The sequence below is a fragment of the Pseudoalteromonas sp. PS5 genome, assembly GCF_004103255.1.
GTDB lineage: Bacteria > Pseudomonadota > Gammaproteobacteria > Enterobacterales > Alteromonadaceae > Pseudoalteromonas > Pseudoalteromonas peptidolytica.
Genome location: NZ_RCSQ01000169.1, coordinates 1 through 26,132, shown reverse-complemented (window position 1 = coordinate 26,132; position 26,132 = coordinate 1). Strand labels below are relative to the sequence as shown.

At 43.7% G+C, this 26,132-nt stretch carries 17 protein-coding genes and 2 pseudogenes; 13 read left to right on the top strand and 6 right to left on the bottom strand.

All coding sequences use genetic code 11. The features are described from left to right. Positions 1-397 precede the first annotated feature (397 nt). From D9603_RS18685 to D9603_RS22215, 10 genes and pseudogenes are all read left to right on the top strand, one after another. Entirely contained in the window at positions 398-3,616 is a 3,219-nt protein-coding gene (locus D9603_RS18685; RefSeq protein ID WP_128732438.1) for a TonB-dependent receptor, read from the top strand. A 56-nt stretch (positions 3,617-3,672) separates the two neighbouring features. Further along, on the top strand, positions 3,673-4,890 hold the full coding sequence (locus tag D9603_RS18680; protein ID WP_241651715.1) for an alanine racemase: 1,218 nt from the start codon (positions 3,673-3,675) through the stop codon (positions 4,888-4,890). Between the two features lie 62 nt (positions 4,891-4,952). Then, a complete protein-coding gene (locus D9603_RS18675) occupies positions 4,953-5,825 on the top strand; it encodes a MurR/RpiR family transcriptional regulator (RefSeq protein WP_128732436.1) in 873 nt (290 codons plus the stop codon). Then, entirely contained in the window at positions 5,825-7,285 is a 1,461-nt protein-coding gene (locus tag D9603_RS18670; protein ID WP_128732435.1) for a D-aminoacylase, read from the top strand. The genes D9603_RS18675 and D9603_RS18670 overlap by 1 nt, the downstream gene beginning before the upstream one ends. Positions 7,286-7,313: 28 nt before the next feature. Further along, on the top strand, positions 7,314-7,706 hold the full coding sequence (locus tag D9603_RS18665; protein ID WP_128732434.1) for a RidA family protein: 393 nt from the start codon (positions 7,314-7,316) through the stop codon (positions 7,704-7,706). 28 nt (positions 7,707-7,734) lie between these two features. Further along, entirely contained in the window at positions 7,735-9,165 is a 1,431-nt protein-coding gene (locus D9603_RS18660) for a sodium:solute symporter family protein (RefSeq protein ID WP_128732433.1), read from the top strand. Next, positions 9,162-10,142, top strand: a complete 981-nt coding sequence (locus D9603_RS18655) for a sugar kinase (protein ID WP_128732432.1) — start codon at positions 9,162-9,164, stop codon at positions 10,140-10,142. Before D9603_RS18660 ends, D9603_RS18655 begins: the two co-directional genes overlap by 4 nt. Further along, positions 10,126-12,516, top strand: coding sequence for a family 20 glycosylhydrolase (locus D9603_RS18650; protein WP_241651714.1), 2,391 nt, complete (start codon positions 10,126-10,128; stop codon positions 12,514-12,516). The genes D9603_RS18655 and D9603_RS18650 overlap by 17 nt, the downstream gene beginning before the upstream one ends. 11 nt (positions 12,517-12,527) lie before the next feature. Then, positions 12,528-13,430 (top strand): SMP-30/gluconolactonase/LRE family protein, encoded by a 903-nt coding sequence (locus D9603_RS18645; protein ID WP_128732431.1) that lies wholly within the window; start codon positions 12,528-12,530, stop codon positions 13,428-13,430. Positions 13,431-13,470: 40 nt separating this feature from the next. Beyond that, positions 13,471-13,585: pseudogene (locus tag D9603_RS22215) on the top strand (IS91 family transposase); the annotation flags it as partial. A 375-nt stretch (positions 13,586-13,960) separates the two neighbouring features. Here the strand turns inward: D9603_RS22215 and D9603_RS21715 are convergent. The 5 genes and pseudogenes from D9603_RS21715 to D9603_RS18615 all read right to left on the bottom strand — a co-directional run. Next, positions 13,961-14,254 (bottom strand): annotated as a pseudogene (locus D9603_RS21715) (integrase core domain-containing protein); the annotation flags it as partial. Next, complete coding sequence (locus tag D9603_RS18630; RefSeq protein WP_128732429.1) at positions 14,241-15,512, bottom strand: ATP-binding protein; 1,272 nt, start codon at positions 15,510-15,512, stop codon at positions 14,241-14,243. The gene D9603_RS18630 and the pseudogene D9603_RS21715, both read right to left, overlap by 14 nt. A 7-nt stretch (positions 15,513-15,519) precedes the next feature. Continuing rightward, positions 15,520-16,209 (bottom strand): response regulator, encoded by a 690-nt coding sequence (locus D9603_RS18625; RefSeq protein WP_128732428.1) that lies wholly within the window; start codon positions 16,207-16,209, stop codon positions 15,520-15,522. Next, positions 16,209-16,565, bottom strand: coding sequence for a DUF3019 domain-containing protein (locus D9603_RS18620; RefSeq protein ID WP_241651713.1), 357 nt, complete (start codon positions 16,563-16,565; stop codon positions 16,209-16,211). Before D9603_RS18620 ends, D9603_RS18625 begins: the two co-directional genes overlap by 1 nt. A gap of 22 nt (positions 16,566-16,587) precedes the next feature. After that, complete coding sequence (locus tag D9603_RS18615) at positions 16,588-17,463, bottom strand: MipA/OmpV family protein (RefSeq protein ID WP_241651712.1); 876 nt, start codon at positions 17,461-17,463, stop codon at positions 16,588-16,590. A 370-nt stretch (positions 17,464-17,833) separates the two neighbouring features. Between D9603_RS18615 and D9603_RS18610 the strand changes: the two genes are divergently transcribed. After that, positions 17,834-19,843, top strand: a complete 2,010-nt coding sequence (locus D9603_RS18610; RefSeq protein WP_128732427.1) for a beta-propeller domain-containing protein — start codon at positions 17,834-17,836, stop codon at positions 19,841-19,843. 220 nt (positions 19,844-20,063) lie between these two features. Here the strand turns inward: D9603_RS18610 and D9603_RS18605 are convergent, their stop codons facing one another. Further along, positions 20,064-23,099 carry a TonB-dependent receptor gene (locus D9603_RS18605; RefSeq protein ID WP_128732426.1) on the bottom strand — a complete coding sequence of 1,012 codons (3,036 nt, stop codon included), beginning with the start codon at positions 23,097-23,099 and terminating at the stop codon, positions 20,064-20,066. Positions 23,100-23,422: 323 nt separating this feature from the next. On the opposite strand from D9603_RS18605, the gene D9603_RS18600 reads away from it, so the two are divergent. Then, positions 23,423-25,489: a winged helix-turn-helix domain-containing protein gene (locus tag D9603_RS18600; RefSeq protein WP_128732425.1), complete on the top strand. Its 2,067-nt coding sequence runs from the start codon at positions 23,423-23,425 to the stop codon at positions 25,487-25,489. Positions 25,490-25,576: 87 nt separating this feature from the next. Continuing rightward, complete coding sequence (locus D9603_RS18595) at positions 25,577-26,050, top strand: peroxiredoxin (protein ID WP_128732424.1); 474 nt, start codon at positions 25,577-25,579, stop codon at positions 26,048-26,050. Positions 26,051-26,132: the final 82 nt, after the last annotated feature.

Here is a 26,132-nt window from a genome sequence, read left to right as displayed (position 1 = left end):
GCAAAAATTTTGCTATTTATTTGTTCTAAAAAGAAATTTTTAACGCTGTTAGCGTCAGATTTACTCCTTCAAATTGAGCAAGTATTAAGTCAAATTGGTATAAGTAGAGATCTTTTGGCTTTAAAGGCTCGATTGCTATTCTATCGCTGTTAATTTGTAATTAATTTTAACTTTTTATTTTTCAATGTGATAGAGGTTTTTTCCTATATTAATACAAAACAGCAGTTTACTTTTTGCACTGAAATGTTAAAAAGTAACAATAAGATTTATTTTTTGTGTTAGTAAGTAACACTCGCTGCGCAGCCTTGGTAGCACGTACCGCAGTTTTAAGTTTCTCAGAGTCGCAATATTAATAACGGCTCTGCTACTGGTTTAAAAAAAGAAAAGGAACAATAAAATGTCAAACCTAGTCACTGATATTGGTAAACACAACCCAAAGCGTAGTAAGTTGAGTGTCGCTGTATCCTCCATATTATTTGGACTTACTCCTTTTTGGGTTCTCGCTGAAACTGCGGCAAAAAATGACAGCGATGTCAGTATTGAGTCGCAAAACGAAGCTATTGAAGTTATCGAAGTGCGTGGGATCCGAGGTAGCATTAATAGTGCGCAAAACATCAAGCGTTTTGCTGACACCGTAAAGGATGTAATCACAGCTTCAGATATTGGTGCATTACCGGACAAATCAGTGACAGAGGCGTTACAACGTGTTCCCGGTGTGACCATCGAACGTTTTGCATCATCAGATGACCCTAAGCATTATGCCGATGAAGGTACTGGCGTATTGGTTCGGGGTTTGGATAGAGTTCGATCTGAGGTGAATGGCAGAGATGCTTTTAGTGCCAACCCTTCAGGAGGGTTAAGTTATGAAGATTTTCCTGCCGAGCTACTCGGTGCGGTAGAAGTGGTTAAAAACCAAACTTCGGATCTGATCTCCGGTGGTATATCCGGCACGGTAAACCTCATTACACGTAAACCATTTGACTCTGATGAGCAGCTTATTTCCTTTAATGCAAAAGCGAACTATGGCGATTTTAGAGATGAAGTAACCCCCTCATTTTCTGCACTTTTCTCAGATAGTTGGGAAACCAAAGGGGGCAAATTTGGGTTTCTTATTGCGGCTTCTACATCAGAATATCAAACTCGAGGCGATGGTGTTGGCTTAGGTAATTTCCACTCCCGAGGGGATTCCTTTGTTCCTACCTTAGATCAATGGGGTGGCATAACAGGCGTTGACCCCTCATCTCCAGTAGATGGCCCCGCTTTACCTGGGCAACCTGAAGGTAGCGTTTGGCATGTGCCTGTCGCTATACATATGAGCACTGCGACGAATGACCGCAAAAGAACAGGTGTTACGTCATCGCTACAGTGGGCAAACGCTGATGAAACCATTGTTGCAACCATAGAGCATATTTATTCTGAGGCATCGCTTGAATGGAATGAACGTCAAATAGGCCAAGCGGCGCAAGGATTTAAAAGTTATATGGGCTCGTCACAAAATTGGATGGACGATGTGGAAAATGGCTTCCCACTTACCACCGAAGGTGGCTTTGTGACATCGGGCATTGCGTTAGGTGTGAGTCCAGAAACTCCATTTTTTTACCGTAGCCGCTGGAACTATAATGAAAATACAGTCAAAGACACCTCATTTAAGTTAACCCTAAAGCCAATAGACAGGTTAACGGTAGAGTTTGACTATCAACGCATCGACTCTGATAAAGACGTACAAAACTACAGTATGTCAGGACAGACCCGAGGCAATCATGTTCATGTTGTTGCGCCTTACTTCCTAGATATGCGTGGTTCAAGACCTACCGTAGAGTTTCTAAGTGATAACCTGCTCACTGCTGGCTGGTCACCGAATGAAGATTGGAACGGACCTGTGCCTAACGTCTTTTTAGGCAGTGGCATGGAGCAGGTTGAGCGAAATACGGCAGAGTCAGATAGCTTTAAATTAGATTTTAAATATGAACTTGATGGTCACTTTACCAGTGTAAGTTCAGGTTTTTATATGTCAGATAAAGACTTAACCGTTCGTGATACCGCCTATGAAGGCTGGTCTGCCATTGGGACACCATGGATCCAAGATGACCGTAATGCGGCAGCTGCTGTTAATCGTCCTGAGTTATTTGAACGTGTTGACTTTTCAGATTATTACGATGGGAAAGTACTCATGGGTACGGTCAATGACTTTTTATTTCCTCGAATGGAGTTGGTAAAGAATTATGCGGCATCTTTACGCCAAGGGTGTCGTGAGGGCTGGCATAATGCCACCATTAGTGCGGCAAATAATGGGGTATGTTCTGGCACTTATGTTCCTTATGAAGATAAACCTAATCGAGTAGAGGGACCTTTTGCTGCCTATAATGTCAGTGCAACGAACGAGAAACGCACAGAGTTTTATGTTCGCGGTGACTTTGACATTGAGTTTCAAGGTATTCCGGTTGTTGGTAATGTTGGTCTGCGTTACGTAAACTACCAGTTGGAGTCAACAGGCGCATTGGTTCAACCGGCATTAATTAAGCGAGGAGAAGAGGGCAGTTCATTAAATAACGTGATGCAGCAACCGCAATACAAGCGCTATTACGACATTGCTGGAGGTGAGTCGGAACTGAGTACGGTGGATGGTACTGACTACAGCGCAGTGTTACCCAGTTTAAACCTTAGTTTTGGCGTGTCCGAAGATGTAGTAGTGCGCTTTGGTGCGTCAAAAGCTTTGTATTATCCAAGCCTAGTAGCGGCAAGAAATATTAGTATTCTTAACTTGGATTATGTACCTGTGCTACAGACGCCTGGTGCAGATTACGATGAGGTCACAAATCCTATTGTCGGGCTGGATGATATAAACCTGACGGCGCTTTCTGGTAATCCAAATATTGAACCTGAAGAAGCGATTAATACAGATTTAACCACTGAGTGGTATTTTGCTTCCGCAGGATACGTGACTTTGGGACTATTCCACAAAAAGTTAGATAACATTATTCGTGACCGAGCGTTCGACCTTGACGTGTCTTATGGCAGTGAAGAATACAATGTATCAGCCTATGGCCCTGCCAATACTGGCTCAGGCACTATCAAAGGGGTAGAGTTTTCTTACTCGCAATTTTACGACATGTTACCGGGTGCGTGGAGCGGTCTAGGGCTACAATTTAATTTCACTTATATCGATCAAAACGGTTTGGAAGATCCAAACGAAATATCGAAAGGCACGCTAGGATTTGACGAAGATGGCAACCCGCTAGATGATAACCGTAATACGTTTAGGGTTTTTAGTGGTTTGCCGCTACAGGGCTACTCAGATCAAAACTTCAATATCATTGGTATGTACGAATATGAAGACATTTCATTTCGTCTTGCTTACACATGGCGCTCAGAATACTTATTAACACTCAGAGAGTCCGAAGAGTATGTACCAGCATACGCAGAGGCGTCAGCGATGGTAGATGCAAGTCTCTACTACACCATTAACGATAATTGGAAAGTTGGCTTTGAGGCTAGCAATATTTTGGACACAGAGACCAAAACTAAATATCAGATGGATCAGAGTGGTACTAAGACACAAGCGCTCAACTTCACCACCGACAGACGCTTTGCTTTAAGTGTACGTGCCACTTTTTAACGCTGTGGCCTGGATTGGTATGAGCTAAGTAGGAAGCTAACTCAATGAAGAGAGTAATGACAAAGGGTTCTGGAGATCTAGATAAGCTAAACGGTAGAGGATGGGATATTTTGGCTGAAGAAGTCAGTTTGCCTGTTGCGGTAGTTAGGCAGCAGGCAATAACCCATAATGCCCATTGGATGGCACAGTTTACCCAAGCAAGTGGAGCCCTTTTAGCTCCTCATGGTAAAACAACAATGTCTCCAGAGTTATTTGAGTTGCAAATAGCCCACGGTGCGTGGGCTATTACCGTAGCCACGGTAGCGCAGCTATCTGTGGCCGTCGCTGCCAAAGTGCAGCGGGTGATCTTAGCAAACCAACTTGTCGGCTTGTACCACTTTAAACAAGTTGCAAACATGCTCCGTGATACTGACGTTGAACTCTATTGTTTTGTGGACTCTATTGACAATGCCCAAGCGCTTGGGGCGTTTTCTAGTGCATACTCGGTGCGCCTTTCCATTTTATTGGAAGTGGGTGTGATGGGAGGGCGTGCTGGTTGGCGTGATCTTAAGACGTTAGGGGAGCTAGCTGAAGCATGCCAAGTTTATCCTTATTTAAATATTGCAGGCATTGGATTTTATGAAGGAGTGATCCATGGCGATGATGCCAAGGAGCAAATCCAGCAATTTGTTGATGCGGTGATGAAAACGGCGAAGAGATTACAGCAGCAAGGTGTGTTTTCAGAGGCCTTGCCTATCATCTCGGGCGCAGGCTCTGCATGGTACGATGTTGTGGCAAGTACTTTTAATCAAAGTCCATATGCTGAGCAATTTCAGTTGGTACTGCGCCCGGGTTGCTACCTAATTCACGATACTGGTATCTATCAGGATGCTCAACATGCGGTATTGTCGCGATCCCAGCTTGCATGCGATATCGGTGATAGTTTGCAGTCAAGTTTAAGCATTTGGGCATACGTACTTTCTACACCTGAGCCGAACATGATAATCGTTGGACTGGGCAAAAGAGATGTGGCTTTTGATGCTGGCATGCCAACCCCTGAGCTGATGTATTCTGTACACGCAAAGCAGCTCCGAGAGATAAATGGCGCGCTTAAAGTGGAAAAAATCATGGATCAACATGCGCTGGTCAGTGTGCAGCCTGAATGTGAAGTGGCAGTGGGCGATATGATTTGTTTTTCAACATCCCACCCTTGCCTTACTTTCGATAAATGGCGGGAAATTGGCGTCGTTGAGCAGGACTGGGTGATCACTCATACTATTTCAACCTATTTTTAATTAATACCCAATTACTCCTTCAAATTGAGTAAGTATTAAGACAAATGGTATAAGGCGACGTAGTGGATATTATTAGCAAAATTAAAGAAGGTTTGGGTCATTTTAGTCCGGCTGAAGAGAAAGTCGCACGGTTGATTTTGGCTGAATTGACCTTTGCAGCGAGCGCTACTATTGGTGAGTTAGCTGAAAAAGCGCAAGTGAGTCATGCCAGTATTACACGCCTTGCACGTAGTTTAGGGTGTCATAACGTACGTGACCTTAAATTTAAGCTTACGCAATCAGCGGCAATTGGAGAGCGCTTTACGAGTGCTGAGCCTATCGAAAAAGAAAAAATCTCTCAGGTTTATACCTCGATCCAAGAGATTTTGACCCTCAATGCTGGATTAATCGACGAAGCAACGGTAGAGCAAGCCAGTGAGATAATTTGTGCGACACGTCATTGCCTCATTTTTGGTGTTGGCGGTGGCAGTAGCTTGATGGCACAAGAGTGTCAAAATCGATTATTTCGTTTAGACGTGCTCAGTAATGCCCATTGCGACCCGATGATGATGCGCATGGTTGCTGCGACGGTAAACAAAGGAGATGTGGTGATTTGTTTATCGCTCAGTGGCGTCTCTCCTGATGTGAGCGATTCCGCCTTGATAGCGAAAGAATATGGTGCGCAAATTATCGCAATTTGTCCGAACGGTGATTTAGCGAATATAGCTGATCACCATTTACCAATCAAAACCCAAGAAAGTGATTATATCTTCAAACCGAGCGCGGCACGTTATGCCATGATGGCTGCGATAGATATTCTATCAAGCGAAGTTGCTATTCGTAATCAAAAGCGCTCAAGGGAGAAGCTCAGACGATTAAAGACTCAGCTAGATCAACATAGAGATAAAAGTAGTAACTCACCACCTGCAGATAAACGTTTTCCATTGGGGGATTAATGACTGGCGCTTCCAACCATGTGGATACTCTTATTCAGCGTGCAACGGTTTACTTTACGCCACACTCAAAGGCGCAGATAGTCGATGTTGCCATTGATGGAGATAAAATTGTTGCTTTAGGTGATTGTGCTCATGTTATTGCAAGAGAGTATATTGATGCCATGGGATTAGTGTTGGCACCCGGTTTCATTGATGTGCATACTCATGATGATCTTGAGGTACTGCGAGCGCCGCACATGCTAAGCAAGGTAAGTCAAGGTGTGACTACGGTTATTGCTGGAAACTGCGGGATCAGTGCTGTGCCTTATAGTCCAACTTCTACACCCGTAGACCCAATTAACCTTCTAGGTGAAGGCGCTGAGTTTGTCTACTGTGAACTAAAGGATTATCAGCGGGCTTTCAGTGAGGCTGCGCCAAGTGTGAATTTGGCCATGCTAGTTGGACATACCACACTAAGGGCGCAGGTAATGGATGACCTATCTCACGCTGCCACGACACAAGAAATTAATCAGATGAAAGACTTATTGCACAAGGCAATGATGCAAGGGGCAATAGGTCTTAGCACTGGGCTTGCTTACTATAATGCCAAAGGAGCAGATAAAGCCGAAGTCAACGCTCTGGCCGAGGTTGTTACACCATTTGGTGGCATCTATACCACACATCTGCGTACAGAGTTTCAGGGGGTGCTGCGGGCAATGGATGAGGCGTTTTCTACAGCTCAGCATGCCAAGTTACCGCTAGTTATTTCACATATTAAATGTGCAGGCCAAGAAAATTGGGGAAGAGCGCCTGAAGTTTTAGCCCATTTTGAGCAACATCGGCAAACCCATCAAATAAGCTGTGATTGTTATCCTTATGCCGCAAGCGCTAGCACTTTAGATCTAAATCAAGTGACAGGTGATACGGATATTTTTATTACTTGGTCTGAGCCGTACCCTGAGCTGGCACAGCAGAGCTTGGCAGACATAGCCTTGCATTGGCAAGTATCGCAACTTGACGCCGCAAAACGTCTGCAACCCGCAGGGGCGGTGTATCATTGTATGTTGGAAGATGATGTGCGGCAATTTCTAAGTTACGAGCACAGTATGGTTGGCTCTGACGGCTTACCCTGCGATCCTCATCCTCATCCAAGGCTTTGGGGGACGTTTCCCCGAGTACTTGGACATTATTGTAGAGAGCAAAAGTCGCTACCGCTGGCATTGGCCATCCATAAAATGACAGCGCTGCCAGCTGCCCGCTTTAAGTTAAAACAACGTGGCAGTATACAAACGGGTTACTTTGCTGATCTGGTTTTGTTTGATCCCAAGCGGGTGTTAGATCGAGCAAGCTACAGCAACCCAAAACAACTGGCGACAGGGATAGTGAAAGTGTGGGTGAACGGTACCCTTAGCTATGTGGAAGGCACGACACTAGATAACATCTGCGAATTTGGTCGTGCAGGGCGATTTTTAAATCGTTAAAACTCATTAAAATCATCAAGAGGTTAATATGACAATAAGAAGAATAGGTGCTGAGGGCGGTACAGGAACCGGAGGGCAACATTTACCCTTTGCACGAGCAGTTGAGGCTGGTGGTTGGCTTCAGGTTTCAGGGCAAACACCGATGCGAGATGGGGAAGTTGTCGAAGGCGGGATCGTTGAGCAGTCACGCCTAGCGATTGAAAACTGCATCACGATTATGACTGAAGCAGGCTATGGCCTTGAGCATGTCACTCATGTGTCGGTGATATTAACGGATGCAAGATACTTCCAATCTTTTAATAAGGTCTTTGCTGAGTACTTTTCAGCACACCCTCCTGCACGGATCTGTATGGTGGCTGATTTGGTCGTGGATTGCAAAGTAGAGGTTGACGTTACTTGTTATAAAGACCAACAGTCGTAGCCATACAAAGCTGCACAAGAGGGAAGAGATGATGGATAACCAGCAAATGTATTTGCTTATTTTTCTGTTGTACTTGTCGGTGATGATAATAGTGAGCTGGTTGACATCGCGATGGCAACGTTCAAATAGTGACTACTTATTGGCTGGGCGTAAAGTGCCACTATTACTGACATTAGGTACAACCGTTGCCACTATGGTTGGCACTGGCTCATCGATGGGAGCGGTAGGGTTTGCTTATCAACATGGCTGGGCAGGCACGCTTTATGGAGTTGGTGGAGCAATGGGGATTTTATTACTTGCCTGGTTATTTGCTCCAGTCAGGGCTGAGCGCTTTGCAACGATGAGTGAGGAGTTGGCAAGTTATGTTGGTAACCATCAAATGGTTAAAAAAATACTAGCAATATTGATTTATGCTGCCAGCGTTGGTTGGTTGGGGGCGCATTTAATTGGTGGAGGCATGTACCTTGCTTGGTTAACAGGACTTGATGAAACCAGTGCTAAGCTCATTATAGGGATAGGACTTGCCGTTTATGTGACCTTAGGTGGGTATTCTGCAGTAGTATGGACGGATGCCATTCAAGCCATTATTTTATTCTCAGGCTTTTTGCTAATGAGTTATTTTGTTGTTGACGTGGTAGGCGGCTGGCAAAGTTTAACCAATGTGACGGTTGCCAAAGATGCGGGGCTATTTTCATATCAAAATATAGGTATGTTGCCAGCAATCTCCATGGCGCTTGCAGTGCTGGTTGGCGTCTTAGCAACCCCCTCGTTTCGCCAGCGGATCTATTCGGCTAAAAGTATAGCGAGTATTCGTACATCATTTTTTATCTCAGGAGTGCTTTATTTAGGGTTTTCGCTTATTCCTGCGGTGATAGGGATAGGAGCCTATGCCGTGAACGCGAATTTAGATAACCCTGCGTTTGCCTTTCCTTATTTAGCGTTGACGGCGATGCCTGTACTGATAGGTGGTTTAATTTTGCTGGCGGGGATTTCTGCAACGCTGTCGAGTGCCAGTTCAGATGCAATTGCTGGTGTGAGTGTATTGGTCTCTGACATCTATTTAGCGTGGTATAAAAGTAATATTACGCCGCGCAACTTGCTACTAACATCAAAAATAGCCATGTTAATTACAGTCTTTTTGGCATTATTTATTGCAGTGTTATCAAATAATATCATCAGCTATATCACCAAGATGATTTCGCTTGTATTGGCAGGGCTTTGTGTGATGGGAGTGTTGGGGCGCTTTTGGAAAAGCTATACCTGGCAAGGTAGTTTGGCCACTTTACTTGCTGGTTTTATTGCTGCGCTGCTTGTGGGGGCAAATAACAGCTGGTTGGCTTTTTTTGGTAACCCAATTATTCCGGCGTTGTGTAGTGCGCTACTATTTGGGGTATTGACGAGCATTGTGACCAAACCAAGAAACGCCGAGCTGTCAGAAGAGGTAAAAGTAACCTCATGAAGCCAATGATAAAACGGATAGTCTTTTTTGGTGAATGTATGGTGGAGCACAATGCTGATGGGGTGACTGCGTTTGGTGGCGACACTTTTAATACCGCTTGGTATTTGGCGCAATTACTCAGACAAGTCAAACATGACGAAATCACAGTAAGTTATGCTACTGCTTTGGGCACCGACGGTGCCAGTGCTGATTTGACCGCGATGCTATCAGCCGCTCATATCAATCAGGATTACATTATAGTCACACCAGAAAGTTGTTTGGGTGAATATTGGATATCTCTTGATAATAATGGTGAAAGGCGTTTTACCTTTGCCCGCGATAAAAGCCCAGTAAAAGCGTATTTCAATAGAGAGCAACGCCTCATACAAGCACTACAAGATAAACAGGTTGATGCGATTTACCTCTCAGGGGTAAGTCTTGCCATTTTATGTGATTCACAAAGGCGATGTTTATTCCAAGCATTAGCCATGTTTAAAGAAGCCGGTGGTATGATATTTTTTGATAATAATTACCGCCAGGTGCTGTGGTCTAGCCCTGAGGCAAAGCAGAGCTATTTGGCTCTGATGCCACTAGTAGATATTGCATTTTTGACTGATGAGGATGAATATGCCGTATACGGCACGCAAGGCGTCAATGACATTATATCTTTGCACCAACAACGAAGCATGCAGCCGCAAATTTTAGTGATACGTCAAGGCGCAAAGCCATGTCTATTGGTTTCTTCTAATGATACTCCAGTCATTTATATTGCGGCGCAGCATATAAAACCAACGCTTATTCTAGATACCAGTGGCGCTGGAGACGCATTTGCTGGTGGGTTTATGGCACAGTGGCTGTTAGGCACTGAGTTGCGTTCAGCTGCGCGTTTTGCTCACCGAGTGGCGGCTAAGGTTATTCAACATCACGGTGCGCTGATCCCTGAGCACTTACTACCGAGCCTAGAGACGCAGGAATGTCATTATGAAAATGCCCTTTAGTATTACCCTATTTAGCATATTGTTACCCATATTTGCAGTAGCGGCAGCGCCACTGCCACTTATGCCGATGCCAAAACAAATCGAAATGGGCACAGGCACACTCACGCTCAACAGCGAAGTAAAAATAGCAGTTCATGGTTTTGGATCACAGAGAAAAGCGTTTCAGCTTGCTAGAGTAGCGCAATACTTTGAGCGTATTGCAGGAAAGCCTATTGCTTTACGCGTTGTTGAGGGGGAGAAAGCAGATTTAACTATTCGTGTAAAACAGGCTGAAACCCAATTAAGCATGCCTCAACTGGGGGAGCCAGAAGACTACACGCTAAACATAGATAAAAATGGGATAACCCTATTGGCAACATCAGTTTTTGGAGCGCAACACGGCATCTCAAGCATACTGCAACTGGCGACGGAGGATCCTCTCAACCCGCTGTCGTTTCCCTATACCAGTATTACAGATGCTCCGCGCTTTACTTGGCGAGGCCTGCTGATTGATAGTGTTCGTCACTTTATGCCAATTGCAACTATAAAGCGCCAACTTGATGGCATGGCTGCTGCAAAACTGAATGTATTACATTGGCATTTAACTGACGACCAAGGTTGGCGTATAGAAAGCAAGGTGTTCCCGGAGTTAACCAAAATGGCCTCTGATGGGCTCTATTACCGCCAATCTGAAGTTAAGGAGGTAATTGAGTACGCGAGCCTTTTAGGTATTCGCGTGGTGCCTGAATTTGGCATGCCTGGTCATGCAAGCGCTATAGCCGTGGCGTATCCTAAGTTAATGGCCAAGGTTAAATCGTATGAGATGGAGCGCCAATGGGGCGTTTTCAAACCGTTACTCAATATTGCCAACCCTGAAGTGTATGTATTTATTGATAACTTACTGGCTGAAATGGTGAGTTTATTTCCTGATAGTTACCTTCACATTGGCGGTGATGAAGTTGAGCCTGCGCATTGGCTTGAAAATAGTGAAATACAAGCGATGATGTTGCAGCATCAGTTAAAAAACGGCCATGATCTTCAAAACTACTTTAATGTACGTGTACAAAAGCTAATCGCCAAATATCAGCGAACGATGATGGGATGGGATGAAATTTTTCACCCCGCACTGCCTAAAGATATTTTAGTACAGTCGTGGCGCGGTCATGACTCGTTAAATGCAGTAGCAAAAGCTAGGTATGCAGGCATATTGTCAACGGGTTTTTATATCGATCAACCCCAGTATTCGTCATTCCACTACCGTAACGATCCGTTACCAGAAAAACCGCAAATTAACCTCACACAGCCACGTGTGATGAGTCTTGCCTTTACTGTTCCACGCTTAAAAGGCAGCGCAATTGAAGGAGAATTGGTGGTGTTGGGTGAGCAGGTGCTGATTAAGCTAAATAGCAATCTGCATCAATTGGTTAAAACGGATAAACCAATCACACGTGAGACGCAGCAATTTATCGCGACGATGGACAGCTGGATGGGACCACTACAATTTGAGTTTAACCGAACTATAAACAGCGGTGCAGTCATGATAGGTAACAGCCGCTACCCTCTGACTATTGCAAGTATAAGTAACCCAGACCCTGTAAATGTGTCGGTCTCACTTAGTCGTGATAATCATGCCCTGATTTTAGGGGGAGAAGCGACAATTTGGAGCGAAATGGTTACTGAGCATAATCTTGATGTCAGAATTTGGCCACGGCTTTTTGCTATCGCTGAACGTTTATGGTCTGCACAAAGCCTCACTAATAGCGACGCCATGTATATACGGCTCGAGCATATTAGTGACTTTTCGCATCGCGTTATTGGGCTTAAGCATAAAGTGCAACAGCGCTTGGGTTTTAACTCACTAATTAGCACAACACTAGGTGAGTCAGAGCGTATTAAAACACTTGAGTTACTTACCCATATTGCACAGATTGTTGAGCCAAGTCACTACTACACACGTCATCATATTAAATTTTTACAGGACGAATATCATCAAAGAGCACCACTCAATCGGTTTGTTGACTATCTTGGCGTTGAAAGTCGCCAAGTCCGAGAACTTGACCAATTAGTTACACGGTATGTTGCAGGAGATGTCGCTGCATTAGTCCAAATTGAGAAGCAGTTACAACACTGGCAAATGAAGCTACAGGATGCAAGCTTATTACGGCATCGCCCAGAACTGACTGAAGTACACGCAACTGCGCTCAAGGTATTGCAATTGATTGAGCTTAGCCAACACGTGCTGGAGGTGTGTAAAGGGGCTTTACAACCTTCACAAACTTCGAACTTAAATCAACAGTTATTGGCATTACAGAGCTTGACGGATGAAATCGTCATTACGGGTATTTATCCGATGCGAACGCTCTATCTTCATTGCCAATCAGTAAATAAGCATTGAATAGGAACATCATGAAAAAAATTTTGTTGAGCTTTTTGTTACTACAAAGCAGCGGCTGTGTGATAGCCAATACAAATGCAGATACCGAGGACTGGATCGTTGATGGCGTGTTTACGCAAGGTATTGAAGGCCCCGCGGTTGACAGCGCAGGAGTGTTGTATGCGGTGAACTATCAACAACAAGGAAGTATTGGCAAGGTAACGGCAAAGGGTCAAGTAGAAACGCTACTGACATTCAAAAATGGCTCTATTGGTAATGGTATTCGTTTTGATAAAGAAGGGAACATGTATATTGCTGATTACATCAACCACAATATTCTGAAAGTCACCAGTAGCGCGCTCAAACAAGGCGGTGATTTATCAGAATTTGTGAGTGTATTTGCACACCATGATGGCATGAACCAACCGAATGATCTTGCGATTATGGATAATGGCATTCTGTTTGCTAGTGATCCAAACTGGCAAGCCAGCAGCGGTAATTTATGGCGTATAAACACGGCAGGAGAAGTAACTTTACTCGAAGCGGGTATGGGGACGACGAATGGTATAGAAGTCAGTCCTGATAATAAAACCCTGTACGTGAACGAAAGCGTACAACGCAAAGTGTGGCGCTATGACATAGATGAACAAGGCAATATTAGTAACAAGAAACTATTGATTACGTTTAATGATTTTGGTTTAGATGGCATGCGTGCAGATAACCAAGGCAATCTCTACATTGCTCGTTACGGTGCAGGTTTTATTGCTGTAGTCTCACCAGAGGGTGAATTACTTAAAGAAATTAAATTGACAGGCAAACACCCAACCAATATTGCTTTTGGCGGTAACAATGGCAAGCGTTTATTTATTACGATGCAAAAACGCGGAGCCATTGAGATGGCCGAAGTTGAGTTTGCAGGTCGTGGAAGGTATTAACCGAGCTTAGAGTAATAAATATCTCTCTAGCAGTCTGCACCATTGTCCACAGTGTCAAGGAATGGCAACTGCAAGGAGGATACAAAAGCAGCAAGAGAACGTATTGCCATGTTGTTTTTACGCTTCCTTATGAATGTAATACCATTGCCCACTACTTAACGCGGCGTTATAACTTTCTCGATCTCGTTTAAACCTTTATGAAATATTAGTCGACTAAGTATATTTAAAATATAAGGAAAATATGTTGTTTACCAGCCCCCAATTCCGGCTTTTTATGATGTCGTTAGGACTTTTTACATGTTCAGTTTATGCATCAGCAAAGGATCTAAAAAATTGTGTTTTGGCACAGTATAGTCCGCAAACAGTTGCAATTTCCGGATTACCAGACCCATCTTCCAAGGGAAGCTATAAATTTAAGATAATTAAATATGGTAAGAAACCTTCAATACTCAGTTTTTCAAATCCGGAAATTGTTACTCAAAAAGTAAAATGTAACTCCACCCAATTTAGTACAGCTCTTTCGTAGAATTTTATGCTGCCTCAAGGTAACCAATTGGTGTCATATCACCAAGTGAATCATGAGGCCGCCCATAATTATAAATACTTAACCACTCATCTATGATTTCACGTACTTCTTGCAGTGATTCAAACAAGTATAAATCTAGCACTTCTTCACGGTAACTTCGGTTAAACCTCTCCACAAAGCCATTTTGATAAGGGCTACTAGGTTTTATAAACTCAAGTTTAATACAGTTTTCCGTCGCCCACGTTTCCAGCATAGTCGAAGTAAACTCTGGGCCATTATCTACTCTAATTCGCATTGGTGCCAGAGTAACTGCTTGTGCGATGTGCGAGTGGCAAAATAAAGGTAAACTTAGCTCCGCCAAGTTCAGTTGAGCAACCAACATGACAGCTACCCTCATGCCAAGTGGCAATCTTGCGTACAATTGCAAGGCCAAGTCCATACCCTCCACCGCCTTTGCTACGGCTTGCATCAAGTCTAGAAAAGGGCACAAATACGGATTCCCACTGTGATTTTGGGATCCCATTACCATCATCTTCGACCTGAATATAGGCATATTTTTTGTCACTTTCGGTACGGATCATGATGGCTGAGTCGCCGTACTTGTCTGCGTTTTGCACAATATTCTGGATAGCGCGAGATAAATAATGTGGGTTGGCTAGGAGGATAATTTCATCGCAGCTGCCTTGAAAGGAAACCTGTTTATCAGTGAGTTTACTTAGCTTGCTTATTTGGTCTTGAACTAACTCATTAAGGCTAAGCTGGATCAGCTCCAGCTTTTTTACTTCAAATTCTAGCCGCGCATAGGCCAGCATTTCATCTATCATCGCCTCCATTTCCAACACATCATCAGCCATATCATTGCCTTGCTCTCGACTGTTTTCAGGTAGCATTGCAAGAGCAAATTTAAGTCTAGCCAAAGGGGTACGCAGATCATGAGACACAGCGTTGACTAATAGCTTTTGATTGTCAATCAGTCGTGCCACTTGCGATGCTAAGTGGTAGATTTGCTCTGTAAGATTAGAGATAGCAGAGAATCTAGAGCGTCGCGTCGTTTTAGGCACCTGACCTTGAGCGAGGCATTCGGTAATATAGCGAAGTTGTAAAAGGTCAAGCCAAAGCGGCCTTATCCACAACATGAGTAAAAAGGCCAATACAGCATAAGAGAGTAGCTTGATAAGCCATTGCTTGTTGGTCGCAGAGGTTGCAGGGGCGAGCGGCCCTAGTTGCAGCAATAAAGTTGACTCTGGTATTTTGAAAGTCAGCCAAGCACTGCCGGTATCATCAAAACTCGTTAATATACCACCCTGTTTTAGGGTACTAGCTTGTTCTGGCAACCAAGCCACATCATCCATATCGAGTATTTTTATGGTGTCTGACTCTTTGGGTAAGCTATTGGGAGAAATACTGGACTTCAGTGTGTGTGCTATGGTTTTTGCATGGCGCAACTCGTCAGGTGCAGAATGCACCCAATGCGTCCAAATTGCTTCACTTACTTGGTTAATAATAACAATGCTGGTAAACACAGCTACATATAAGCTGAGTAATAGCTTTAACACAGATAAACTAATCCCAAGCAGACTTTGAACAAAGGTAACCTTTACCCCAAACGGTAATGAGTCGAGCCGGTTGCTCTAAGTTGTCACCGAGTTTTTTGCGCAGACGGCTAATACGTACGTCTACACTTCTATCCAAGCCGTCGTATTCACGTCCAACTACATGTTTGTAAATGTAATCACGGCTGAGGGTTTCTCCAGCATGACCTGCGAGTGTCTTTAATAAGTCAAATTCATAACTGGTGAGCTCTACTTCATGATTGGATAAGTAGACTTTTCTGTCTGATTTATTGATCCGTAACTTGCCAAGTACGATAGAGTCTGATTGTACTTGTTCGCTTTGTGTGCGCCTTAATAGGGCGTTTAGCCGAGCCAGCAATACATAGGGTTCTACTGGTTTAATAATATAATCATCGGCACCAATTTCTAGCCCTTTGACATGATCAAAGTCGCTATCTTTGGCAGTTAAAAATAAAACTGGCCCTTTAAACTCACTTCGAGCCGCTTTACAAATGGAGAAACCATCAAGTCCGGGCAACATGATATCAAGAATAAGAATATCGGGCTTTTCGGCCTCAATCGCTTTTATCGCATTGATGCCATTGTGCAATTGTACGACTTCAAAGCCGTTGTGAATAAGAAACTTTGCGGTTAACTCTGCAAGCTTAACATCATCTTCAACTAGTAATACTTTTGCCATTAAAACACACTCCAGTCGCTTCTCAGTTTGCGTCGATATTGCTGGTTGACGCTTGTGTGTAGTTCGATAGTTTGTTTCGCAATCATGTTATTTTTAGCATCCCTCAAGCTAAAAATCATGGATTTTGATAGCGAGATGGTCTGTGTTGATTTTGCCTCAGCAGTTTGCTCCCAACATTGTAGTTTTTGTTCTTCTTGAAATAAGCACAAATTTCTTTGGAAGGGAGATTGCCACGCTATTTTTGCGGTCATTTCACAGCGTTGTCCTGCTTGCTTTACCATACAAGTAATGGGTTTAATTTCAAAGTTAACTTCATTGCTAGGTGTGGTTGAGGCGGTGCTAGAAGCACTAAACATTATAATTATTATTAAGTACAACCTAAAATTCATATTTTCCCCCGACAAAGACTGTCGCGGTATAGCTATCCTCGACTATCGGGCTATCTGTTATAACAGTGTCAAGCTGTTGATATTTCGCGTTAAATTTGAAAGTCCACGATTTGCTTATGGGATATGAATAAGCAAAACTCAAATAGGGCTGGTAACTTGAGCTACCTTCATACCACAAGGCTGAGTTAAGGGTGTCGGCTTTATCAATACCATAGTAGTAATCGATTAATTGTCTACTTTTCCATTTTAGCCCTGCTTTGATGAGTGCATGGGCATTTGGTGTATTATTGAAGCGGAATCGGTAACTTATACCTATATCCGCATTATAACCTTGATATGTGTTGGTGATGTCGCTCAGCCATGATGCTGTTACTTTGACATTATCATTGATAATCCAATGTGCTAGCACTCCCCCATCAACTGCCCATTTCCTTGACTTAATATCATCAAGTGAGATGACACGTTGCTCCGCGAGAAACTCACCTCCAGGTAATTCAGCACTGGCATCTAACAAACTTTTTTGTACAAAAATATTACTCGGGTGGAATTTCTCAAAATACGCTTGTTCTGTGTTAAATGTGCCAATTAAGCTGATGTCAAATTGGTCGTGATAGTAGAGTGTATAGCCTAATGTTCCATTATCTAAAAATAGGTTCTCGCCGTAATAGCTGATATAAGGCACTGCAATCAAAGGTATGTTATCACCGCCATGTAGTGGGTTGGTGATCACCCCGCCACCGAGTGCGACACCAAAACGCCATTGGCCAATAGCTGTACATTCGCTGTCATTGGCGTCACATGGCACTGTATTGGCACTTACCTTGGCGGCGAGCAGCAAAGTTAAGGCCACTAGTAACTTTTTCAATGTGAAACTCCAGTTTGAGTGATACAAATTTGTTTCGTTAGCTGATCTATTTTGATGACAGAAAGCTGTGTTGATAACACCACTGTCGCATTTTGTTATCACCAAGCCATTTGTGTCCATGTTGGTGACGTTAAATAAAAAGCGTTAATGCCGTCAGTGTTTGATTTCCTCAACTTGAGTCAGTATTAAAACAAAATGGTAGTCGTTTTTTGGCGGTGAGTGGTCAGCCTGCCCTAATGTGTAATTTACCAGTCGCGGTACAAATTACCAGAAAGGGTAACATTAAATAACAAAACAAACGCTGATGATAACAGAAATGCCGGCGTAAAAGTTTAGGCTTAATTGACGCTTAACTTTCAAGGATAACATTATGAATTACAAAATTTGGTTGAGCTTGCCACTTGCTGCAGGTTTGAGTGCATGTGGTGGTAGCAGCAACAATGAAGAGAATAAGACGTTGCCAGAGCTCAATGCGCTAAATAACAGTACGGCACCGCTACAAGCATCTTCCACAGCGCAATTTAGTCAGTTTGTTAAAAATGGTATTTTTATCGCAAGTGGAGGGGGGAAAAACGGCGAAGACGTGTCGGAAAACCCAACCGCTACTACCGTAACAACGCCATACTCTGGGACAAACCAACTTGTGGATGGGGTATCACAAAGCGACCGGATCAAGTTTGACGGGCGCTATTTGTATATTACTGGGACGACGGAGGTTGCCTACGAGGGGGACAGCAGTAAAACCTTCGTTAGAGTGTTAGATACTGTGGCTGACGAAGTGCCAGTACAAGTGAATGAACTTATTGTGTCGGACTCAGCGTTTGCTAGCCAAAACCTCTATTTACAGGATCACCAGTTAATCAGTGTATTGATGGATTATGATTACGACTTTGCAGACGACATATCGATACAGTCAATCCAGCCACAAGTGGATTATCAAGGTTTTATAGAGCTGGCTTTCAGTGACGTATCCATGCCCGAACAAGCAGCCGTCGAGAAACGCTTTCGGATGGATGGCTCACTAGTTGGTAGCCGCCTAATAGGTGATACTCTGTATGTAATAGCTGAACATACATTGAGTTACAGTGGATATACGGACAATGACAGATTAGCAAGCTATAACCAACTAATGGATATGGATGTCAACGCACTGCTCCCTACCTTTAAAAACCTACAAACAAACGCAGAAGCACCATTAGTCGCAGCAGATAGCTGCTATCTGCCTGCAGATGCAACGGCATTAGATGGCTACCATGGCTTAACCACCATAACCCAAGTGAATATTCACACTCCTGATGACTTTAAAACAACATGCGTAAGCACCCGAACCGCGGGCTTTTATATGTCAGCGACGGCGCTATATCTGTATAACTACACATTCGCCGATAACACTGATGAGGTCAACACCGCGATTTGGCAACCTCATGGTTTAGTATTACACCAATTGACATTAAATAATGAAGGGGTAGCTTATCAAGCGACAGGAGAGGTTGAAGGTCAGCTCGCACAGGTGAGTAGTAACATGGCGGCAACGCGATTTGATGAACAAGACGGTATGCTCAGAGTGTTCACAAGTAAATATGACACTAGCATGGGAAATAGCCACAAGCTGCATATTCTAAAACCAGAAGGCAACACATTGGTAACAGTTGCCACTTTACCAAATGATAAATATCCCACCCCAATTGGTAAAGTGAACCCACAAACCAATCAAGTAGATGAAGATGTGTACGCCGTGCGGTATTTTGGCGATACTGCCTATGTTGTTACTTTTAGGCAAATAGACCCTTTATATGTCTTAGATTTATCCGATGTTACAGAGCCTAAAATGGTTGGCAGCCTAGAAGTACCCGGTTTTTCCTCATACCTACACCCAGTTGGTGAAGGCTTATTGCTTGGCGTTGGGCAACATGTAACGGAGCCAAACTCTGAAGTCGCTTCAGGTACACAAGTGAGTTTATTTGATGTGGCTGATCCGGCGGCACCTAAGCTGTTAAAAGCACATATCTTTGAAGGGGGATTTACGCCACTGGAGTATGACTATCGTACGCTGGCGATGCTAAAAGACAATGACTCAGTGACGCGATTTACGTTACCTATTGTGTATTGGACTACCGAACAAGAGAGTGACGCTAGCTCCACTTGGTATACTGCTAACGACTTGGCTGCATTTGAAGTAGTGCAAGGAGTGGACTCAACGTTGACCTACCGAGGTAGCAGTCGAGCAGCGCTCACCTCGCCTATTAGTAATGATAAAGTGCTGGGTTATACCGAGGCGGATAGGGGGCTTATTCAAGGCGATAAACTTTTGTACATACATGGCAACTATGTGTGGCAAAGCGATTGGTTAGCACCTCAAAATAACACCGGTCCACATTAGAGCAGATGGTTACCGTTTGAACTCTTAACGTCGTTTTAGGGGTATTTCACAGTCTTGTTGTACATGGTTTTGTTGTTTAGCGGTGAACTGTAGCACCGCAGCCTACCGTTTCAGTAAGAGCGTTACATTTGCTGAGTCTGTATCGATAAAATCATGATTTTAGCCCCACCTAATGTGGGGCTTTTTTGTAATTACCGTGGCCTAAACCACAGTATTTACTTTAAAATTGGTACTTGGCACCAATGAACGCAAAGCGTCCAACACCAGAACCATAAGCACTATCAAAGTTACCTCTACCACCGACAATAAACGGTCCCTTTTCATCGAATAGATTGTTGATACCACCATAAATCGATAAAGAGCGATCGTTATTCAAATCCATGCTGTAGTTTACACTGATACTATGGGTGACAACCGATGGCAGTGAACCTTGCCACAGTGGCTCAGGGTTACTGATGCAGCTTGACTCTCCAGCGGCACAACGGACATCATTTTTCGTCATTGCAGCTTGCCAATCTTCATATCGAGAGCGACTTGCTTCCACAGCACCTTTGTACTTTGTACTCCAGCGCACACGCCAGTCATTTTTGTACCAAGTCAGTGCAATCGCGCCTTTGTCTTCAAAAATGTCGTCGCCTAAGTAGCCTTCGTATAAATCCTCATATTGGCCATCAGGACCCGTACTGGTGATTGAATACTCGATGACGTGCGTCCAATCCGCTTTTACCTTAAAGCGGCCATATTCACTGGCATCGTACAGATACTCCATGGCAATATCGTAACCTTTGGTGCGAATTTCATCAGTGTTAATAACGCGCTGATTTACTTCAAAGATCTGCCCTTCTTCATCACGCTTGATGTCGCGACAAAATTCATTTTCGCTGCCATATTCCATGGATGAGGCATAACAGAATTTGATGATATCTTCGTTGCCCAGCGCCGTAACTGCGTCATCGATTTGAATATCATAATAGTCTAACGCCATTCTAAGGTTGGGAATAAACGAAGGGGCAAGGGACAAGCCAAGCGTAATTGTATCAGCTGTTTCTTCAAACAACTCATTATTCCCTGAGTTTGGAGAATAGCCATTATTCTCATCTTCAAACTTCCCTTCTGCAGCAATGGTAGCGAGGATCCCTACCTCTTTTCTACAGTTATTATGGCCCGGTTCCATTGAAGTGGCAGTAACGCCATCGCAAATATCATCAAAGCTATCATAATCACCACGAGGAGGAGACATTAGCTCTGTGATAGTAGGTGCTCTCATCGCTCTGGCCCAATTGGCCCGGATTGAGTAACCTTCAATTGGCTCGTAGATAAATCCAGCTTTATAACTTTGGATAAGCCCTGTATTTGCCCAGCTGTAATCGGCAATACGAGCTGACACTTCTGCACTGAGAGACTTAGCCAAGGGGGCATCTTTTAGTAACGGCAACGAAAGCTCAGCAAAAGCTTCTCGCACGCTCACATCACCATCAAAAGTAGGTACATAGTTGAAGGTTACACCGCCATTAGGCACATTGGTAGCGACACTCTGACTGTCTTTTCTATATTCGAAACCAAAAGCAGAGCCTACAGCGCCTGCTGGGAGCTCAAATAAATCGCCGGTGATGAAACCAGATACAGTAACTTGATCGATATCTGTGGTTATGGATGGATTAGCTCGAATATAATTAGCGGCTTCTGCTGTGATTGACCCTTCACCAAATAAGTTGATTGGTACACAACCTTGGCCTCGAGCTTGTTCATCTTTACATTGAATGGTGCCGTCTGCTAGACGCTCAGCGTTGAGTGCTTGTTTGACACGCGCAACAAAGATTTCGTTACTACGGTTTTGCTCTTGTTTGAACTTGCCATAACCTACGGAGACATCCCACTCCCAGTCATCCCACAGGTAGCCGCGTAATCCACCCCATGTCCTAATCGTGGTTCTTTCATTGTCGTTGATGATATTTCCCACTTCTGAGAACAGTCGATCCCATTTTACGCCTTTTGAACTTGCTTCTGCGCGGATAGCGTCAGGCATATAGGGATTATCATAGGGGATACGGCCCATACAATCTGAGCCAAATTGATTGTTTGCAGGATCGTATGTAACTATCGCATCGCACTCATCTTCACTTTCTGGTGATTTGACATTGCGTGAGGTGTTGCGGCTGTATTGTAATTGGAAGTAGGCTTCTACTTCATTGTCAAACTCATACTCAGTTTTTACTGCTGCAGAAATATCTTTATCTGGCACTTTTAACATCGTAAATTGGTTGAAGTTAATGCCGTGGCGTTCCTCTTGCCAATCGTTTCTTAACGTAGTGCCATCGTACCAAAAACCGGCGTCGGGCTTAAAGCTGCTCGACTCGTCAAAGACGCCACCGGGGATAGAATCGCTGAGGCTAGTCCATTGTGATTTGTCGATGTCTCGCATACATTGATAGGCTGTTTTTGTGTCGGGATCGTAAGTTGCTGTTAGCATCACGTTGCACATACGCTCTTCATCGTAGTCCCAGCTGTCTTGCTGTTGGGCACGTTTTCTATCCCAGTAACTTAAGCCTTTTTCTTCATCATACGTGGCACTGAAAAAGAAGTAGCCCTTCCCATCGTCGTAGCTGGTACCGTAGTCTGCGCTTATTGTGTATTCTGCTGCGCCACCTTGTGTACTTTCTCCTCCACGAGCATGGAAAGTTGCCCCTTCTTTATCTTGTTGCGTAATGATATTTACCACCCCAGCGATGGCATCAGAACCATAGGCAGCTGAAGCGCCTCCGGTGATGATTTCTACTCGGTCAACCATGCCTTTAGGGATAGTTGAGAGGCTAACGTAATTGCCTGAGTAGCTATTAGAAACCACTCTGCGACCATCAATCAGGGTTAACGTGCGGCTAACCCCTAACTCTCTGAGGTCGATTGTAGAAAGTCCCGTATTCTGAACGCTACTTTGCGAGTTTCCGTTACCTGTTCCTTCGCTGACTTGCGGCATTTCTTCGAACAAAATATCCGACAGTGAACCAAACCCAGCATCATTCAAAGACTCCGCATTCATTGTTGCAATGGGTGTTGGCACCGAAAAGCTGTCTCTTTTAATCCTCGATCCGGTGATCACTATTTTTTCAAGCGCCTGATCTTCGGCCTGAGTGTTGGTTGTCGAGCTCGTTTGCTCTACCTGTTGACGTTCAATCTGTTGCGCTTGTGCAGTTGTGGAATGACTACATGCGAGTGCGATAGATAGGGTAATGAGTTTTAATTTATTATTAGGTAACACGGTGATCCCTTTTCTAATTGTTGTTCATTGATTTAGGGTCTGCTGGGCGGGGAATGCCTTACTGTTTCACAAACAAAAGGCGATATTCTGGACCAGTGTTGCTCATTCTGACCATCCCTTTAGTACATGCAATGATACCAATATCTATTCTTTAACGTTTTTAGCTCTATTTTATATCTATTTAAAAATAAGCATTTAAAACAGATGTTTAATTAATACTTTAAGATGGATTTAAATATGAAAGTGGCATTCATCGTGTAAATTTTTTCATTTAGACACTAATTTAGGTATGATTTATTGCATACTTATTCACAGATGAAATCATGCAGCACGACACTACTTTTCAGTTATTAGGCGTAAACATCGACCCTATTGGACATAGTATGTCTAAAGATGGGAAAGTGTGTTGTGTCCAACCAAAGTTTATTGAGGTATTGTCAGTATTGGCACGTGCCTACCCCAACGTAGTAACACGTGAAGAGATCATTGCTCAAGTATGGGATGGCAATCTTTTTGTTGGTGAAAAAGCCTTGACCAATGCTATTTGGCATTTGCGAAAAACCTTCAAAACACTGGATTGTGGCGCTGAAAATACAGAAAACGAGGTTATCGAAACCATTCGTAAGTCAGGGTATAGATTAAAAGTTCCTCCTCATTTTGAACTCGCAGCTATTAGCCCTGAGGTACAACCTAATATTGCACAGTTTATAAGTGTCAACAAAGTCATGTTGTTGACAACTATGTGTATTTTAGTCGTCACTTTAATGCTGTATTTGAACAGTGACCGTCCAAATGACACGCTCGTTGACGTAACCGATTACCCCGGGCGAGAGTTGTTTCCAAGTATTTCTCCTAACGGGCAATTTATGGCCTTTGCATGGCGAAAGCTCGGTGGTCATGCACATCTGTATTTAAAAGATCTTACTCATCCAAACCGTCCTCCTGTTAAGCTCAGCAATGGTAACGAAAATGCGTCTGTTTCGGTGTGGGCGCGAGACAACCAAACGGTATTTTTCATTGCAAAGCAAACGGGTAAGTGTGCCATCAAATCGCTAAATACAGTGACTAAAGCACAAAAAGTGCTCGCAGATTGCCCTGTAAACACGACGACCACACTGACCTACTCGGCAGAAAAAAATCTACTTGGGTTTGTTGCGAAAAAAAGTGAAGGTAGTGGCGGGGAGGTCGTCTTACTTGACTTAACTCATCTGACCGAAACGGTCTTAGATTGCCAGTTGAACTGTCAAGATAGCTATCCTGAAAGTATTGTGATGTCACCCGATGCGTCTAAAATCGTGATCAGTCGCAACTTACCCAATGGTTTAGAAAACCTCTACCTGAAAATGCTGGACTCAGGTCGGGAGATTACGCTTCTACAAGGTCATGATGACTTACGAGGAGTGACTTGGCATCCTACTGACAATTACCTTGTGGTGTCATCTATAGAGCATGGTGCACGTAAAGCATATAAAGTGTCACTTGACGGCAAGATATTGGCCTCGCTACCATTTTCTGGGCTCAGCTACCCAAATTTCAGTGCTTCCGGAGCGCTTTATTTTCATAATTGGGAGATAGATACTTCTATTATGAAACTTGATTTAAGTGCAGCTGTAGCAAGCTCCCCATTTCCAATTTTACACTCACAAGTGAGCTTTCGTTACCCTGATTACTCATCAGGTTCAGAGCAGTTGCTTTTTATTTCTAATCAGTCTGGCTTTGATGAAGTGTGGATGTCTAACCTCAAAGGTGACGAGCGAGTTCAGCTAACCCAATTAGAGTTACAAGCGTTGCATCCTGCATGGTCTAAAGATGGCAGCAAAGTGGTTTTTATCACTAAATCATCGCAGGGGAGTCAGCTCCAGCTACTGGATGTAGCCGACAAGCAAGTGATCCAAATAAAAACCGGTCTTGAGTATCATGGCAAGCCTAGCTGGTCCTCTGACGACAAGCATATATATGTCTCAGATGGCAAAGACATATTTCGAGTGTCAATAGAGGTACATCAAAAGCCCGTGACTAAGTTAACCGCTGGGACGACGGCGATCGAGTACAAAGATGCCTTATACATATACAAAAGTGAACAACAAGAAATGTGGAAAATGGATCTGATGTCTAAAGAACATCAGCATTTATTTACTGGGGCATATTTAGCATCAAGCGCGAGCTGGTCAGTGTCTCGTTCAGGTATCTACTACTTATCTGTTCATCGTGGTGATTTTCGCATTAGCTACTTTGACTTTGCGAGTAAACAACATAAAGACATTATCCGTGTGCCTGAGCGCAGTTTTAGCCGCAGTAGGGGACTGGAGTTTATTGAAACAAAAAACTGGCTATTGTTTACAGGCTATGAGATCCCGCAAGTCGATATAAAGCGTATTGATAGACTCTGATGTTGAGTGAAGCAACACGTTAAGGTTTTCTCGCCTCAAAAGAGACCACTTAATTAAGAACATTGGTATAAATTGAAGGAATTGAAAATGATTGAAGTTGGACAAAAACTACCTCAGGCACAACTGAGCGAGCTCACCGCAGATGGCATGGTTAATCATGATGTCGCTACCTGCTTTGCCGGTAAAAAGGTGGTTCTTTTTGCCGTGCCAGGCGCATTTACACCTACATGCTCAGCTGCGCACCTGCCTGGTTTTGTGGTTAATGCAGATGAATTTACCGCCAAAGGTGTGGATATTATCGCATGTGTATCAGTAAACGATGCTTTTGTGATGAAAGCGTGGGGTGAAGCACAAAATGCACAAGCCATTATGATGCTTGGCGACGGTGATGGCAGCTTCACAAAAGCAATTGGGCTGGACATGGATACCGGTGCTTTTGGTGGCCTGCGCTCGCAGCGCTACGCCATGGTGATTGAAGATGGTGTAGTGACAAGCCTGAATGTGGAGCAACCAAAACAATTTGAGGTAAGCAAAGCTGAAGTTATCTTAGCTTTGCTCTAGCCTATGAGTTGAGGATAATTAATGTGTCTTAACTAGCAGCGAGAAAGGCATTATACCAATTTGGCTTAATACTTGCTCAATT